Source organism: Bradyrhizobium sacchari (assembly GCF_002068095.1).
Taxonomy (GTDB): Bacteria; Pseudomonadota; Alphaproteobacteria; order Rhizobiales; family Xanthobacteraceae; genus Bradyrhizobium; species Bradyrhizobium sacchari.
Genome location: NZ_LWIG01000010.1, coordinates 142,041 through 156,789 on the forward strand (window position 1 = coordinate 142,041; position 14,749 = coordinate 156,789).

At 65.9% G+C, this 14,749-nt stretch carries 17 protein-coding genes; 3 read left to right on the forward strand and 14 right to left on the reverse strand.

All coding sequences use genetic code 11. The features are described 5' to 3' along the window. Positions 1 to 81: 81 nt before the first annotated feature. Together A5906_RS14255 and A5906_RS14260 are read right to left on the reverse strand one after the other, a co-directional pair. Positions 82 to 321 carry a hypothetical protein gene (locus A5906_RS14255; RefSeq protein ID WP_080135822.1) on the reverse strand — a complete coding sequence of 80 codons (240 nt, stop codon included), beginning with the start codon at positions 319 to 321 and terminating at the stop codon, positions 82 to 84. Positions 322 to 713: 392 nt separating this feature from the next. After that, entirely contained in the window at positions 714 to 941 is a 228-nt protein-coding gene (locus tag A5906_RS14260) for a hypothetical protein (protein ID WP_080135823.1), read from the reverse strand. Positions 942 to 1,268: 327 nt separating this feature from the next. Between A5906_RS14260 and A5906_RS14265 the strand changes: the two genes are divergently transcribed. Continuing rightward, positions 1,269 to 1,703 (forward strand): hypothetical protein, encoded by a 435-nt coding sequence (locus A5906_RS14265; protein WP_080135824.1) that lies wholly within the window; start codon positions 1,269 to 1,271, stop codon positions 1,701 to 1,703. A 109-nt stretch (positions 1,704 to 1,812) separates the two neighbouring features. Here A5906_RS14265 and A5906_RS14270 read toward each other — a convergent pair whose 3' ends face one another. Beyond that, positions 1,813 to 2,187, reverse strand: coding sequence for a hypothetical protein (locus A5906_RS14270; RefSeq protein ID WP_430642382.1), 375 nt, complete (start codon positions 2,185 to 2,187; stop codon positions 1,813 to 1,815). Between A5906_RS14270 and A5906_RS46380 the strand changes: the two genes are divergently transcribed. Next, positions 2,122 to 2,409, forward strand: coding sequence for a hypothetical protein (locus A5906_RS46380; RefSeq protein WP_430642385.1), 288 nt, complete (start codon positions 2,122 to 2,124; stop codon positions 2,407 to 2,409). The two genes, A5906_RS14270 and A5906_RS46380, sit on opposite strands and share 66 nt — an antisense overlap. A 159-nt stretch (positions 2,410 to 2,568) precedes the next feature. Here the strand turns inward: A5906_RS46380 and A5906_RS14275 are convergent, their stop codons facing one another. From A5906_RS14275 to A5906_RS14305, 7 genes are all read right to left on the reverse strand, one after another. Then, positions 2,569 to 2,799, reverse strand: a complete 231-nt coding sequence (locus tag A5906_RS14275; RefSeq protein ID WP_080136112.1) for a hypothetical protein — start codon at positions 2,797 to 2,799, stop codon at positions 2,569 to 2,571. 229 nt (positions 2,800 to 3,028) lie between these two features. Further along, positions 3,029 to 4,522, reverse strand: coding sequence for an ABC transporter substrate-binding protein (locus tag A5906_RS14280; RefSeq protein WP_080135826.1), 1,494 nt, complete (start codon positions 4,520 to 4,522; stop codon positions 3,029 to 3,031). 56 nt (positions 4,523 to 4,578) lie between these two features. After that, the gene (locus A5906_RS14285; protein ID WP_080135827.1) at positions 4,579 to 5,583 is read right to left on the reverse strand and encodes an ABC transporter ATP-binding protein; all 1,005 of its coding nucleotides are present in this window, start codon (positions 5,581 to 5,583) and stop codon (positions 4,579 to 4,581) included. Continuing rightward, entirely contained in the window at positions 5,580 to 6,593 is a 1,014-nt protein-coding gene (locus A5906_RS14290; protein WP_080136114.1) for an ABC transporter ATP-binding protein, read from the reverse strand. The genes A5906_RS14285 and A5906_RS14290 overlap by 4 nt, the downstream gene beginning before the upstream one ends. Before the next feature lie 2 nt (positions 6,594 to 6,595). Continuing rightward, a complete protein-coding gene (locus A5906_RS14295) occupies positions 6,596 to 7,489 on the reverse strand; it encodes an ABC transporter permease (RefSeq protein WP_080135828.1) in 894 nt (297 codons plus the stop codon). Further along, complete coding sequence (locus tag A5906_RS14300; protein ID WP_080135829.1) at positions 7,486 to 8,436, reverse strand: ABC transporter permease; 951 nt, start codon at positions 8,434 to 8,436, stop codon at positions 7,486 to 7,488. Before A5906_RS14300 ends, A5906_RS14295 begins: the two co-directional genes overlap by 4 nt. An 84-nt stretch (positions 8,437 to 8,520) precedes the next feature. Then, entirely contained in the window at positions 8,521 to 9,942 is a 1,422-nt protein-coding gene (locus A5906_RS14305) for an amidase (protein WP_080135830.1), read from the reverse strand. 124 nt (positions 9,943 to 10,066) lie between these two features. On the opposite strand from A5906_RS14305, the gene A5906_RS14310 reads away from it, so the two are divergent. Further along, positions 10,067 to 10,954: a LysR family transcriptional regulator gene (locus A5906_RS14310; RefSeq protein WP_080135831.1), complete on the forward strand. Its 888-nt coding sequence runs from the start codon at positions 10,067 to 10,069 to the stop codon at positions 10,952 to 10,954. A gap of 4 nt (positions 10,955 to 10,958) precedes the next feature. On the opposite strand, the gene A5906_RS14315 is transcribed toward A5906_RS14310, so the two are convergent. From A5906_RS14315 to A5906_RS44410, 4 genes are all read right to left on the reverse strand, one after another. Then, positions 10,959 to 11,894, reverse strand: a complete 936-nt coding sequence (locus tag A5906_RS14315) for a carbohydrate kinase family protein (RefSeq protein WP_080135832.1) — start codon at positions 11,892 to 11,894, stop codon at positions 10,959 to 10,961. A 5-nt stretch (positions 11,895 to 11,899) separates the two neighbouring features. Then, complete coding sequence (locus A5906_RS14320; protein ID WP_080135833.1) at positions 11,900 to 13,546, reverse strand: FGGY-family carbohydrate kinase; 1,647 nt, start codon at positions 13,544 to 13,546, stop codon at positions 11,900 to 11,902. 39 nt (positions 13,547 to 13,585) lie between these two features. Then, positions 13,586 to 14,359 (reverse strand): SDR family NAD(P)-dependent oxidoreductase, encoded by a 774-nt coding sequence (locus A5906_RS14325; RefSeq protein ID WP_080135834.1) that lies wholly within the window; start codon positions 14,357 to 14,359, stop codon positions 13,586 to 13,588. A 40-nt stretch (positions 14,360 to 14,399) separates the two neighbouring features. Beyond that, positions 14,400 to 14,749 (reverse strand): TOBE domain-containing protein (locus tag A5906_RS44410; protein WP_245326732.1); only part of this gene is annotated, 350 nt, incomplete at its 5' end.

Consider the following 14,749-nt stretch of genomic DNA (forward strand, 5'->3'; position numbering starts at 1 on the left):
GTAACAGCCGGGGCCGGCATTCCCATTCCAATGTGCCGCATCGGCGGTAATCGGCACGTCTTCTAGTTAGGCACATAGAAGCTAACAAACTATTCTGTCGTGAACTCTCCCTGCGAGGGCCGCGGTCGGTGGTGTGATATTGCCTTCGCCATGAAGCGGTGAGCCAACTTGGCGAAGCTCGAAATGATCGAGCGACGCGTCGTTGGCCAAATGCTCCCAATACTCAGCTTCGGCGAGCAGCTTCCAACTTCGATCAGGATGCTGCGCGGCTGTCTGACGGCACAGCGATGCCATCGCGCGCAGGCGACTCGCACTGTCCATTCTCTCCTCCCAGCTATTTTTGTTTTTTGCACCTTATTTTCTTTTTTTGCGACGGAGTCATCACGATTATAGCGCAGAACTAATTTTCACCTTCGGGACGTGATTCGACCTCGTTACGACTTCAAATCGTTCGAGCACAACTGGCGCAATCCAGTGACGTTCAACGCAGCCACCGCGAGCCGACACGAGGCCGCGGCGTTATTTGCAGAGAGAGAGAGAGAGAGAGAGAGAGAGAGAGAGAGAGAGCAAATCGGACTGTGCTCCAGCAGACTTGTCAGTCGTCCGCCAACCTGTCAGCTCTAGCCGGCGAACGGACGATCTGGAGACGTCGGCTTCGCGCCAGGCCAACACGTCGCATACGAGCACGTAGAGGCTGCCAGTTCAGATAGTCCTTACTGTTCTTTCGGACGGGGTTCTTTGGTTTTGCGGTCCAGGAAAGTGCCGCGAGCCGGCGGCATGATGGCTATTGCTCGCTCCAACTCCACGGCGATAGCTCTGTAGCGAGCGAGCAATCTCGTGAATGTGTCGCGCTTGATTTGGTTCTTGGCAGTTTTCTGAAGTCGCTCGCATTCATCGATCTGCGCGCGGAGCAGTTCTAGCTGGGCCTGCATTTCCTTCATTGCTTACTCCCCGCGAGAGCCGCAATCTGGCAAATCAGTACTCCCGATTTTAAATCTAGATACTTTGGGGTTCGACGACATCAAGTCGAGCACGCAGCCCAATTGGGACAATCTCCCTGACAAATCGCCTGGCGGGCGTCAAAAGTTGATCGCGTCTCCATCCCGTGTTCGGTAGCACCGAGGCGAGCGGCGCGCCATTCCACGCCGTCATCCGCGAGAGCGGGAACCTGGCGCCGATGCCGGCTCATTTTCGAGTTGGTTGATCTGGATCAAGCCAACCGAAGCCTGACTCGGGAGGGTTGATCAGGCAACGCGCAGGGGCCTGGGATGAAACGTTGGGCAGGGCTCGTCATCGCAGCACTCATGGTCGCCGGATCGCGCTCGGGCGATGCCGCCATACGGATCACGAACGATCGCGGTGGATCGATCGGGAAGTACATATACAAATATGAGCGGCTGCGCGCCTCGGGCCAGCGCGTCATCATCGATGGCTTTTGCGCGTCGGCCTGCACCATTGTTCTGGCGACCCTGCCCTCCGAAAGGATCTGCGTGACCTCGCGGGCCGAGCTGGCGTTCCACGCCGCGTGGGATTTTGGTCCTCGCGGACGGGCTGTCACGAACGCCGGCGCGACCCGAATGATGTATCTCATGTATCCCGCACCGGTGCGGCGCTGGATCGCCCATCGCGGCGGATTGACGCCGCGAACCATATTCCTCCGCGGAAACCCGCTGCATGCGATGTATCGCGCGTGCCCATCCTGAGACCCAGAGAAGAAAGCGCTCGAGACGTTCGATCTGGAACAATCGGCGGCGCGAAAGCCGGGAGCAGACGGCGGCCTCGGTCACCGCCGTCCGCGCTCACCCGGTCTTCTCAATACCGGTACGGATTTTGGCCCGGACAGACGTAGCTGCCGTAAGTGTCGTAGTAGCAGCCGCTATTATTGTTGTAGTAACCGTAGGCTCCGTAGGCAGCGGCGGCGCCAACCGCGGCAGCACCATAGCCCGGACGGTAGTAGCCGCGGCCGTAGCCGGGATAGCCGGCAACCGGACGCCCCGGGAGACCAGCCACCGGACGCCCCGGATAGCCGGGTCGACCTGCAATCGGGCGGCCTGCTATCGGATGCGACGGCCGAGCTCCTCCGGCCACGCGATAACCGCGACCGCCGTGGATGCGTCCGGCATGAACGGCGCCCCCCCGAACGTGGGCAGCACGCATGCCACCGCCGTGAAAGCCACCGGCGCGCATGCCGCCGCCATGAAAGCCGCCGCCTCCACCACGGCGGGCAAACGCGTCATCGGGCACCAGGCTGGCAGCGACGAGGATAGCTGCCGCGAAACCAATCAGACCATAGCGAACCATGAGCTTCCTCCTGATGGTGAGGCGCCATCGATCCGCTGGCTTTTGAGGTCCGCGCCAACGGCGACGGCACCAGCGCATGCATTTGGCATTTCGCGCGCTCGTGCTTGATCTAAATCAAGCGGCCGCACGGCGATGATTGATCGCGCAAGTTCCCTACAGGGAGCGGAAGCACCCCGCCGAAAAAATACGCGGATGGCGCGGCGGCGCCGGCTGAGGGGTTGTGCCCGCGAATTCAACTCGCGGGATTCGTGCACTGGCGCGCACGCATCATTTCTCTTTCGGACGCCAGGGCTTTCCTTTTCCCGCAGCCTGCGAGGTTCGGCTCGTGGGCGCCTCAAATACCGCAATACGGCGGTCGAGCTGCCATAGCTCGACGTCGTTGACATCAACCAGTTGCGCAGCGCGTTCTCGTGCTTCCTGCTCGTCGGCACACTGCAATTTGGCCACGCTTATAACGCGATGGTCCTGATCCAAAAGGTAAGCTCGGTAGTGAGCCATCCCCACGTCTCCCCAACCGGCTGCTTTAACTGTTGGGGAATTGGAGCGGAGCGGGCTTTTTCCGTCTGTTCGAAAAGCGACAAACGAATGCTGTTTGCGCGCGAGTGTGGGAATTGGGATACAGGCGCGTTAGAGCTATCGCATATGAAAAGTAGAGTTCGCCCGCAACGAATCCTCGAGACGCCCGCCGCTGGCGGGCTCTGAGGATGATGGCGGCGCGCGCCGCCCCCTACTCCCAATACCAGGTCGAGAAATCGTTCTCGAACTGCGGCACTTCCTTCCAGACGCCCTTCAGCTTCTTGTTGGTGACGGTCGGCCATTGCGGCTGGAACAGGTAGGCGGAGACGGCGTCGGTCGCCAGCATGCGCTGGGCATCGCCGAGCAGTTTTGCGCGGCTGGCCTCGTCCGGAGTGGAGACAATCTGCTTGTAGAGCGCGTTGAACGCATCGTTGTTGTAACCGAGATAGTAGTCCGGCTCGGTGATCTTGACGAGGTCGAACGGCTCGACATGGCTGACGACGGTGAGGTCGAAATTGTGCGGACCGGTGGGCCCGAACACCTGCGACAGCCACTGCGCCCATTCGACGTTCTCGATCTTGGCGACGATGCCGACCTTGGCGAGCTGGGCCGCGACGATCTCGCCGCCCTGCCGCGCATAGGGCGGCGGCGGCAGCTTCAGCGACAGCTCGAGCGGCGTGGTGACGCCCGCTTCCGCGAGCAGCTTCTTGGCCTTCTCGGGGTCGTAGGGGTTGATGCCGGTGGTGTCGACATAGCCGGGCGACCCCGGCGTGTAGAAGCTGCCGATCGGCGTGCCGAAACCCTCGACGGCGCCGTCGATCAAGGCCTTGCGGTCGATCGCAGCGAGGATGGCGCGGCGAACGCGGACGTCATCGAGCGGCTTCTTGCGGTGGTTGATCGCCACGATGGTCTTGGCCCTGGAGCCGCCGATCAGCACCGTGAAGCGCGGATCGGACTTGAATTGAGCAACGACGCGGGTCGCGATGCGCGGAAATGCGTCGACGTCATTCGAGAGCAGCGCGGCGGCCTGGGCGGCCGGATCGGAGATGAAGCGGATCGTCACCTTCGACAGCTTGATCGCGGAAGCGTTGCGGTAGTCTGCCCATTTGTTCAGGGTGATCGAGGAGCCCTTGGCCCAGGCCCCAAGCTGGTAGGGCCCGGTCCCGACCGGCTGCGTGACATTGGTCGCCGCACTCTTCGGCTCGACGATCGAGCTGCTCGCCTGCCCGAGGAGGAACGGCAGGTTCGGCTCGGAATATTTCACCGTGATCACGACGGTGTCCGCGTCGGGCGCCTCGACCTTCTCGAACGCCTGGAACAGGCTCTTGTCCTTGTTGGTGCTGGTCGCCGCGGCATTTCGCTCGAACGAGAACTTCACCGCCGCGGAATCGAACGGCTCGCCATTGTGGAATTTGACGCCCTTGCGCAGCTTGAACGTATAGGTCTTCAGATCGGAAGATGCGGTCCAGCTCTCCGCCAGCAGCGGCGAGACCGAGCCGTCCTCGTTGATCTTGGTGAGCGTCTCGTAGACGTTGTAGAGCGTGACCTCGGCGATCGCGGCCGCCGCAGCGTTGGTCGGATCGAGCCCCGGTGGCTCCAGCGTCATCGCCATGACGACGCTGTCCTTCTTGCTCTGCGCCAGCACCGGCAGCGGGGCCGCGGCGAGCGCGGCGGCAAATGCGACGATGGATAGTTTCCTGAACATCTCGTAACTCCCCGGCCTGCTGTCTTCTTGGGCCTACGCCAATCCTGCTCCGGACACTAAGCCTCCATGGCGGCTGGCGGCAACGCCATCACGGCCTCCGCCTTGTGACAGGCGGCAAGGTGTCCCTCGCCCACCCTGCGTAGCTCAGGCAGGGCCTCGCGGCAATGCCGGTCGGCGAGTGCACAACGCGCGGCATAGGGACATCCGGTCGCGGCCGCTGATTGCGACGCGATCGCCTGGGCTCCGCGCCGGCGCCGGCCGCCGCCGGCACGCGCCCGCGGCACCGCATCGAGCAGCGCCCGCGTGTAGGGATGGGCACAATGATCGAACAGATCCTCCGGGCGCCCCTGCTCGACGATGCGGCCGAGATACATCACCGCGACTTCGTCGCAGAGATAGTCGACGACGGCGAGGTCGTGGCTGATCAGGATGTAGCTGAGACCGAACTGCTCCTGGAGGTCCTGCATCAGGTTGAGCACCTGCGCCTGCACGGAGACGTCGAGCGCGGAGACCGGCTCGTCAGCGACGATCAGCTTCGGCTGCGTGATCAACGCCCGCGCGATCGCGATGCGCTGGCGCTGGCCGCCGGAGAATTCGTGCGGATATTTCTCCATGTCGGCTTCGCGCAGGCCGACTTGCTTCAGCACGGCGGCGACACGGTCGCGGAAGGTGGTGCGGTCGGCACCTTCAAGGACGGTGAGCGGCTCGGCGACGATGCGCGCTATGGTCTGGCGCGGATCGAGCGAGCCGTAGGGGTCCTGGAACACCATCTGGAAATCGCGCCGGGCGCGGCGCAGCTCGTCGGCCGGGAGGCGGTTGAGATCGCGGCCGAGCAGCGCGACCTGCCCGGAGGTCGGCCGCTCCAGCGCCATCACGACGCGCGCGAAGGTGGACTTGCCCGAGCCGGACTCACCGACGATGCCAAGGCTCTTGCCGGCCTGGACCTGCACGCTGACGCCGTTGAGCGCGCGCACCTGGCCGGGCGGACGGAACAGACTTTCGCGCGGCAGCGCGTAGCGCTGCTCGAGATCCTTCACATCAAGAAGTGGTGCGGCGCTCATGCGGACAGCGCTCCGACGGTTTCAGCCATCGAGACATCCGTTCGGATGCAGCGCACGCCATGTCCCGGCCCGACCTCCACCATCGGCGGCAGCGCGACGCGGCACGCATCGATCACGAGCGGACACCGCTCGGAGAAGGTGCAGCCGGCCGGAAGGTCCGCGAGCTCCGGCACCGTGCCCGAGATCGTCTTCAGCCGCGTCCCCTTGCGCGCGCCGAGCTTCGGCCGCGCGCGGAACAGGCCCTGCGTGTAGGGATGGCCCATGCGGCGGAACACCTCGTCGGTCGGCCCGCTCTCGACGACGGTGCCGCCATACATCACCATCATGCGCTGCACGTTCTCGGCGATGACGCCGAGATCGTGCGAGATCAGGATCATCGACATGCCGCGCTCATCGACGAGATCGGCGATCAAGTCGAGGATCTGGCCCTGGATGGTGACGTCGAGCGCGGTGGTCGGCTCGTCGGCGATCAGAAGGTCCGGCTCGCAGGCGAGCGCCATCGCGATGGTGATGCGCTGGCGCTGCCCCCCCGAAAACTGGTGCGGATAGGCATCGACGCGCCGCGCCGGGTCCGGCAGCCCGACGCGGTCGAGCAAGGCGATGGCTTCTTTTCGCGCCTGCCCTGCCGAATATTTCTTGTGACGCCGCAGCGGCTCGGCGACCTGGTTGCCGATCGTGTGCATCGGGTTGAGCGCGGTCATCGGCTCCTGGAAGATCATGCTGATGCGGTTGCCGCGCAGGCGGCAGTAGTCCGCGTCCGGTAGGCCCGCCAGCTCATTGCCGTCGAGCTTGATGCTGCCGGTGACGACCGCGCTGTCAGGCAACAGGCCCATCAGCGACATCGCGGTGACCGACTTGCCGCAGCCGGACTCGCCGACGAGTCCGAGCGTCTCGCCGCGCTTGAGCGCGAAGCTGACGCCGCGCACAGCCTGCGCCGGCCCGCGGCTGGTATTGAGGCGGACGCCGAGATTGCTGACCTCGATCAACGGCATGCTGGAGCGCTCGGCCATCGTCATCGCTCCCGCGCCAGCCGGGGATCGAGCACGTCACGCAATCCATCGCCAAGCAGATTGAGGCCGAGCACGGCGACGGCGATCGCCGCGCCCGGATAAACCGCGAGCATCGGCGACTGGAACAGCAGCGTCTGCGCGTCGTTCAGCATCCGCCCCCAGGAGGGCTGCGGCGGCTGCGTGCCGAGGCCGAGATAGGACAGCGCAGCTTCCGCCAGGATGGCGAGCGCGAACTGGATGGTCACCTGCACGATCAGGATCGACAGGATGTTCGGCAGCACGTGCTCGATGGTGATGCGGAATTTTCCCTTGCCAGAAGCGCGCGCGGCCAGCACGAATTCGCGCGCCCAGATCGCGTTGGCCGAGCCGCGCGTCAGCCGGGTCAGCGTCGGGATCTGGAAGATGCCGATCGCGACGATCGAGGTCACCATGCCGGGGCCGACCACTGCGGCCAGCATGATCGCCGAGAGCACGGCCGGAAATGCGAAGGTGAAGTCGGAGAAGCGCATGATGATCTCTTCGGTCCAGCCGCGTTTGGCCGAGGCGATCAGGCCGAGGCAGACGCCGAAGGTGAGACCGATGCTGACCGCGATGATGCCGACCGCAATCGTGGAGCGCGCGCCGGCGAGCAGCAGCGAGACGATGTCGCGGCCGAAGGAATCGGTGCCGAGCCAGTGCGCAGCCGAAGGCGGCCGGAGTTTCGAGGCGATGTCGATCTCGTAGGGCGACCACGGCGTCCACACCAGCGACAGCACTGCCGAGACGAGCACGAGCAGGCTGAGCGTGCCGCCAAGGACAAAGCTGCGATGGCGCAGGGCGCGGCCCCAGAAGGTCCTGGCCGGCGGACGGCGCGTCGCGACGGGCGCGTCGATGGAAGTGGTCACGGGCGCGCTCACAGGTCGTGCACCTTGATGCGGGGATCGATCAGCGCATAGAGCACGTCGACCACGAAATTGACGATGACGACCATGGTCGCCAGCAGCATCACGCAATTGCGCACCACGATCAGGTCGCGGTTGGCGATCGACTGGAAGATCAGGCGGCCGAGGCCCGGCAAATAGAACACGTTCTCGATCACGATGGTGCCGGCGAGCAGATTGGCGAACTGCAGTCCCATCACCGTCATGACGGGGATCATGGCGTTGCGCAGCACGTGGCTCCACAGCACCTCGCGCTTGCCGAGCCCTTTGGCGCGGGCGGTGCGGACGAAGTCTTCGCGCAGCACTTCCAGAACCGCCGAGCGCGTGACGCGGGCGAGGATCGCGGCCTGCACGACCGCAAGCGAGACTGCCGGGAGGAGCAGCGACTTGACGCCGGGCCAGACGCCGTCCTCCCAGCCGGCGAAGCCGCCCGCCGAAAGCCATTGCAGCCGCACCGCGAACAACAGCACCAAGAGGATCGCGAACCAGAAATTCGGCAGTGCGATGCCCACTTGCGTCAGCGACATCACGCCGACGTCGCCGAGCTTGTTGTGGTTGGCCGCGGTGTAGATGCCGGCGGAGAGCGCCAGCGTCACCGTGATCGCCATCGACATGATCGCGAGCGGAATGGTCAGCACCAGCCGCTCCGCGATCAGGCCGGCGACCGGCGTGCCATAGACATAGGAATTGCCGAGATCGCCAATGAGGAGGCCCTTGACCCATTGCAGATAGCGGACGGCCAGCGGCTGGTCGAGCCCGAGCTTGGCGGTCAGCGCGCGCACCGCGTCCGGCGAGGCGTCGGCGCCCATCAGCATCTGGGCGGCATTGCCCGGCAGCGCGTCCAGCACCAGGAAAATGATCAGCGATGCGCCGACCAGCGTCGCCAGCAGGGTCAACAGACGTCGGAGGACAAAGACGCTCATGGGCGGTCGGTTTCAGGGCTCATCCGCGGCACGATCAACATGTCCGGACCGCCGACGCAAGGGCCTTGCTGCTTGCGCATGACGTCATTCCGGCCAACGGGACAGAAGATCGCTCGATGCCTCGAACAGCGCGCTGACGCGCAGCAATTCCGCATCACCCCGGAAGCGGCCGACCAGCTGAAGGCCGATCGGCAAGCCGTCGCGGGCAAAGCCCGAGGGCAGGCTGACGGCGGGATGGCCGGTCATGTTGAACGGCATGGTCCAGGGGAACCAGTTCGGCCGGACGCTGTCAAAATGCGCCCCGTCGATCTCGATGCTGCCGAACAGGTCCTGCTCGATCGGCAGCGCGGTGCGCGTGAGCGTCGGCGTCGCCAGCAAGTGTCCGCGCGCAAGCAGGGATTGCACGCGGCGGAACAGCGCGGTGCGCGCGAACATCGCCTCCTGGTAGTCGACGCCGCTGACTTCGGTCGCGAGCGCCAGCTGCCTGCGGAAGGCCTCGCTCAGTTCGTCGCCGTGCTCGGCCGCGAGCTTCGCAAAGCGCGTGCGCCAGACGGTGTGGTTGATGGCGCGCCAGATCGGCTCGATGTCAAAACCCTCGCCGGAGAATTCCTCGAGCTCGGCGCCGAGCCCGGCCAGCCGGTCGAGGCTCGTCTTGAAATTGGCGGCCACCTCGGCGGAAACGGGGCGACCCGGCGGCGTCACGCAGTACAAGATCCTCTGCCGGCGCAGGTCGCCGCGCGGGGCGGCGGTGCCGACGAAGTCGGGCACGGGCACGCCGATCGACCAGGGATCGACGGGATCTTCGCCGGCCATCACCTGCATCATCAGCGCGGTGTCGGCGACGGTGCGCGTGGTCGGCGTGACGTAGGTCTGGTTGCCGAAGACGTCGAGGGCCTGGCTGTGCGGGATCACGCCGTTACTCTGCTTCAGACCGACCACGCCATTGCAGGCGGCGGGAATCCGGGTCGAGCCGCCGCCGTCGGTCGCGATCGCCAGCGGCGCGATGCCGCTCGCCACTGCCACCGCGGCGCCGCCGCTGGAGCCGCCGGCGGAGCGGCAGGCGTCCCAGGCATTGCGCGTGCGCCCGAACAGCGGCGAATCCGTCAGGCACTTGCTGCCGAATTCCGGCGTCGTGGTCTTGCCGATCAGGATGGCGCCCTTAGCCCGCAGCCGCGCCACTGCGACGGCATCCTCGGTCGGCACATTGTCCTTGTAGGGAACGGCGCCGAAGGTGGTCTTGACGCCGCTTGTGTTGACGATGTCCTTGACGGTGACGGGGATGCCGTGAAGCAGGCCGAGCGCTTCGCCCGCCATCAGCTTTCGCTCCGCCGCGCGCGCCTGCGCCATCGCCTCGTCGCCGCACAGCGTGATGAAGCAGTTCAATTCAGGCTGCAGCGCCTCGGCGCGGGCGAGCACGGCGCTGGTGATCTCGACGGGAGAAATCTTCCTGGCGACGATGAGGCCGCGCAGCTCGGTTGCGGACAAGAGACAGGGATCGCCGTTCATCGTCACATCACGCTTCGAAAAAGCCGGCCACCGTTGGCGAGGCATTGACAGCGAGAATGACAGTTTTGTTAACTCGCCGTCCAATACGATTTTGGTCGCCAACCCATACGTTTTTGGTATGCCAATGGATCTTCGCCGGCTCCGCTATTTCGTCGCCGTCGCCGAGGCGCGCAGCGTCGGCAAGGCCGCCGAGCGGCTGCGGATGGCGCAGCCGCCGCTCTCGGTGCAGATCCGCAAGCTCGAGGCCGAGGTCGGCGCGCCGCTGTTCCGCCGCGGCACCCGCGGCATGGACCTGACCGAGGCGGGCCAGGCACTGCTGGTGCGCGCCAGCGAAGCGCTGGCGCTGGCGGCCGACGGCATCGAGGCCGCGCGCGCGGTTGCCTCGGGGCGGCGCGGCAGGCTGTCGGTCGGCTACATGTTCGTGCTGGCCAATGCGATGCTGCCGCGGTTGATCCCCGAGCTGCGCCGCTCGGTTCCCGGCGTCGACCTCGACTTCGCCGAGCTCAGCGCATCGACGCGCGAGGCCCGGGTGCTCGATCGCAGCGTCACGGTCGCGCTGTGCATGCCGGCGATCAACCATCCCGAGATCCAGGTGGCGCGGATCGGTGCGCAGCGCCTCATGCTGGCGATGCCGACCAGCTCGCCGCTCGCGCGCCTCAGCTCCGTTCCAATGGCCCGGTTGCACGGCCGTCCGCTGATCGCGCTGCCGCATCCGGACCACGGTCCCGCTTCGTCCGCCGTGGTCCCCCTGCTGCGCCGGCACCAGGTGGTGATGCCGATCGCGAGCCGGGTGGAGACGGTGCATTCGGCGATGAGCCTGGTTCTCGCCGGTGAAGGTTTTGCCATCCTGCCCGCCTGCGCGCAGCTCGGCGCGCCGCGCGGCATCGTGTTCAGGCCGCTTCGGGACGCCACAGACTCCCTCGACATCGCGGTGTGCTGGCGGCGTGACGCGCAGAGCCCGCTGATCCGCACCTTCCTCAAATGTGCCGAGAGGGTCGTCGCGGGGTTATGACGGACTACAAGCTCCAGTTAATCTCGTGACTCCAGGGCGGATCGGCGCCCGGGCGGGTGCAGGTCAGGCCGGCGCAATTGGCGGCAAAGGACAGCGCGCGGGAAAGCTCGTCAGTGCTGATGTCCTTGAGCCGCTCGCGCGCGAGGCGTCCCTGCTTGTGCAGGGCGAACAGCAGCGCGGCCTGAAAGCTGTCGCCGGCACCGATGGTGTCGGCGACCACGACCTTCGGTGCTTGCACTTCGATCTGCCCTGCCGCCGCGTGCCAGGCGATCGCGCCGCTATTGCCGCGGGTGATGACGACGAGGCTCGTGCCCTGCCCCAGCAACGCGCTCGCGCGCTGCTGATGGGGTTCCTCGCCGTAGAGGTAGGCGAAGTCGACATCCGACATCTTGATGAGATCGGCGCCTGCCGCGAATTCCGCCATGCGCGCGAGATAGGCCGGCTTGTCCTTGACGAGGTTGGGGCGGCAGTTCGGATCGAAGGAGACCGCGGAGGTCGCGCGCGCGTCCGCGATGAGAGTTTTGGTCTCGGCGGCGCCCTGGTCGTTGACCAGCGTGGTCGAGCCGACATGGACGGCCTCGACCGTATCGAACGGAATGGAGCCGCGCCGGTAGGTCCAGCTCCGCGTCGCGGTCTCGGCGTCGTAGAAGGCATAATGCGACTCGCCGGCGACGATGCGGACGAAGGCGAGCGTGGTCTGGTGGTTGCTGCGGGTGGCGAGATCGAGCGCGACATGCGAGGCGACCGCATGGTCCTCGATCATGCGTCCAAACAGGTCGGTCGAGATGCCGCCGACGAAGCCGGTCGGCGCGCCCAGCCGCGCCATGCCGATCGCGACATTCAGGCAGGAGCCGCCGACCGCGGGCATCACCGCCTCGCGCCCCTCCGTGTTTCGCGTCGGCACGAAATCGATCAGCGCATCGCCGCAGGATATCAGCATTCGTTTCAACCTCTGGCGATGTCAGCCATCGCGGCACGGCTGCCGCGATCGACCTCGCGCAGCAGCTTGTAGACTTCACGCTTGCGCGTGTGAAATGCGGCCATGTCGGGCGCGGTCGGCTCGCTCTTGCGGCCCAGCGCCGACATTTTGGCCATGGTCTCGCCGATCGAGGCATAGGCGCCGCCGGCGACCGCCCCGAGCATGGCAGCGCCGAGGAGCACCGGCTCCGTCGTTTGCGGCAGCGCGACCGTGAGGCCCGTGGTGTCGGCCATGATCTGCCGCACCAGCGGGCTGCGGCTAGCACCGCCGCCCATGATCATGAGGCTGGAGCGCACCCCATGCGCGGCAAAGGCCTCGATCACCTCGGCGAGCCCATAGGCGAGACCGCAGAGACCGGCGACGAACAGCCGCTCCATCGAGGCGATGTCGGTGTCGAGATCGAGACCGGCGATCACCGCGCGGGTGTCGGGGTCGGCATAGGGGGAGCGGTTGCCGATGAACTCGGGCAGCACATGGACATCACGGGCGAGCCGCGCGGCGCGGCTGGCATCGCCGGCGCGCGCGATGATGCGGCGTTCGAGGAACTCGATGAGGTCGACGCCTTCGCTGCGCGCCGCCGCGCTCGCCTCAGTGTGGCCGGGATGCGATTTGAGCAGATGGTCGATCGCAGCGCCCGCGGCCGACTGCCCGCCCTCGTTCAGCCAGAACTCCGGCACCATGCCGGAATAATAAGGCCCCCAGACGCCGGGGACGAAGCATGGCTCCTTCGTCGTCGCCATGATGCAGGCCGACGTTCCCATGATGTAGGCGAGACGGTCGCTGACATCGCTCGCGCCGCCGGCCCCGTCGCGGCCGCCGATCGCGCCGATGCCGCCGGCATGCGCGTCGATCAGGGAGGCGCCGACAGGCGTTCCCGGCGTCAGGCCGAGCTCGGCTGCGGCTACCGGCGTGAGACCCGCGCCGAGGCGAGTGCCGGGGGCGACGATGTCGGTGCCGATGCGGGCGTATTTTTCGGCGACGAAGTCCGACAGGCCGATGCGCTTGAAGAACGGCGCGCTCCAGCCGCCGCCGTCATGGGCGAGATAGTTCCACTTGCAGGTGACGGTGCAGGTCGAGCGCTGCAGCGATCCGGTCGCCCGCCAGGTCAGATAGTCGGCCAGATCGAAGAAGTGACCGGCCGCATCAAAGCTCGCGCGCAGATGCCGCTTCAGCCATAGCAGCTTCGGCATCTCCATTTCCGGCGAGATCGAGCCGCCGACATAGCGCAGCACGGCATCCTCGGTCTCGTTGATCAGCCGCGCCTCGGCCGTGGCGCGATGGTCCATCCAGACGATGACGTTGCGCTGCGCCTCGCCGGAGGCGCTGACGGTGAGCGGCTCGCCGTGCCGATCAAGCGCCACGAGGGAACAGGTGGCGTCAAAACCGATGCCACCGATGCTGTCGGGCGCAATCGCTGCTTCCGACATCGCCGCGCGCACCGATTTGGCGCAGGCGTCCCAGATGTCGGCCGATGACTGCTCGACGATGTCGCCGGCCTCGTGCCAGATCCTGATCGGATGCCGGGCGGTCGCGAGCAAGGTGCCGGCCTCGTCAAACACCCCTGCCCGCGTGCTCGTGGTCCCCACGTCGACGCCGATATACGCTCGCGGCATTGTCGCTCCCGGAAGCTCTCGTCAGTTTTGACGGTAAGCCTACCAGCAAGTGTAGCCGCCATCCACCAGCACGATGCTGCCGGTCATCAGGCTCGCGGCCTCCGACGACAGGAACAGCACGACGGAGGCGATCTCCTCGACCTGCCCCATCCGCGCCATCGGGGTTCCGCCGATCCAGGCGTCGTACATCTTCGGATTGCTCTTCACGAAGGCGTTGAGCGGGGTCTCGATATAGGTCGGCGCCACCGCATTGACGCGAATGCCGCGCGCGCCCCATTCGGCGGCCAGCGACTTGGTCAGATGGTGCACGGCGGCCTTGGAGGCGTTGTAGAAACACTGCTCCTGCGGCTTGTTGACGATGAAGCCCGACATCGATCCGACATTGACGATGGCGCCGCTTTTCGCCTTCAGCATGTGCTTGCCGAATTCGCGGCAGCACCAGAAGGTGCCGTTGAGGTTGACGTCGATGACGTTCAGCCAGTGCTCGTCGGTGACGTTCTCGGCCGGCGTCTCGCTGCGCGCGATGCCGGCATTGTTGACGAGGATGTCAACCTTGCCGTGGCGGGCGACGAGGTCGTTCGCGACTTCCGCCACGCGTTTGGTGTCCGTGACGTCCATGATCGCGGTCTCGACGTCAAAGCCCTTCGCCTTCAGGCTGGCCTTGGCGCTGTCGGCGACCTTGCCGTCGCGGTCGCCAATGATGACCCGGGCGCCGGCTTCAGTCAGCGCCTCCGCGCAGCCAAGGCCGATGCCTTGCCCGCCGCCGGTGATGAACGCGGTCTTGCCGTTCAATCTGAATTTTTCCAGGTACATGGTGGTCTTTCCGTTCTTGCCGTTGTCTTGCCGTTTCTTGTCAGCCGCGAAGGGCGTTGCCGCCCGGGTCGAAGCGATGAATGCGCTGGGGATCCGGCACCAGCGAGACGCGGTCGCCGGCGTGCAGGCTCAATTCGCCGATGTAACGCGCGGTCAGCATGCCGAGCGGGCCGGCATCGACATAAAGGAAGGTGTCGCTGCCGAGATGTTCGGCAACCGAGATGGTTCCCTGCCAGCCGCCGGCGCCGTCGCGCTCGATCTTCAGGTGCTCCGGCCGAACGCCGATCGTCGCCGCGCCCTTCTGCAACGCTGGCTCGCCGGTGACGAAGTTCATCTTGGGCGAGCCGATGAAGCCGGCGACGAAGAGATTGGCGGGCCGCTCGTAAAGCT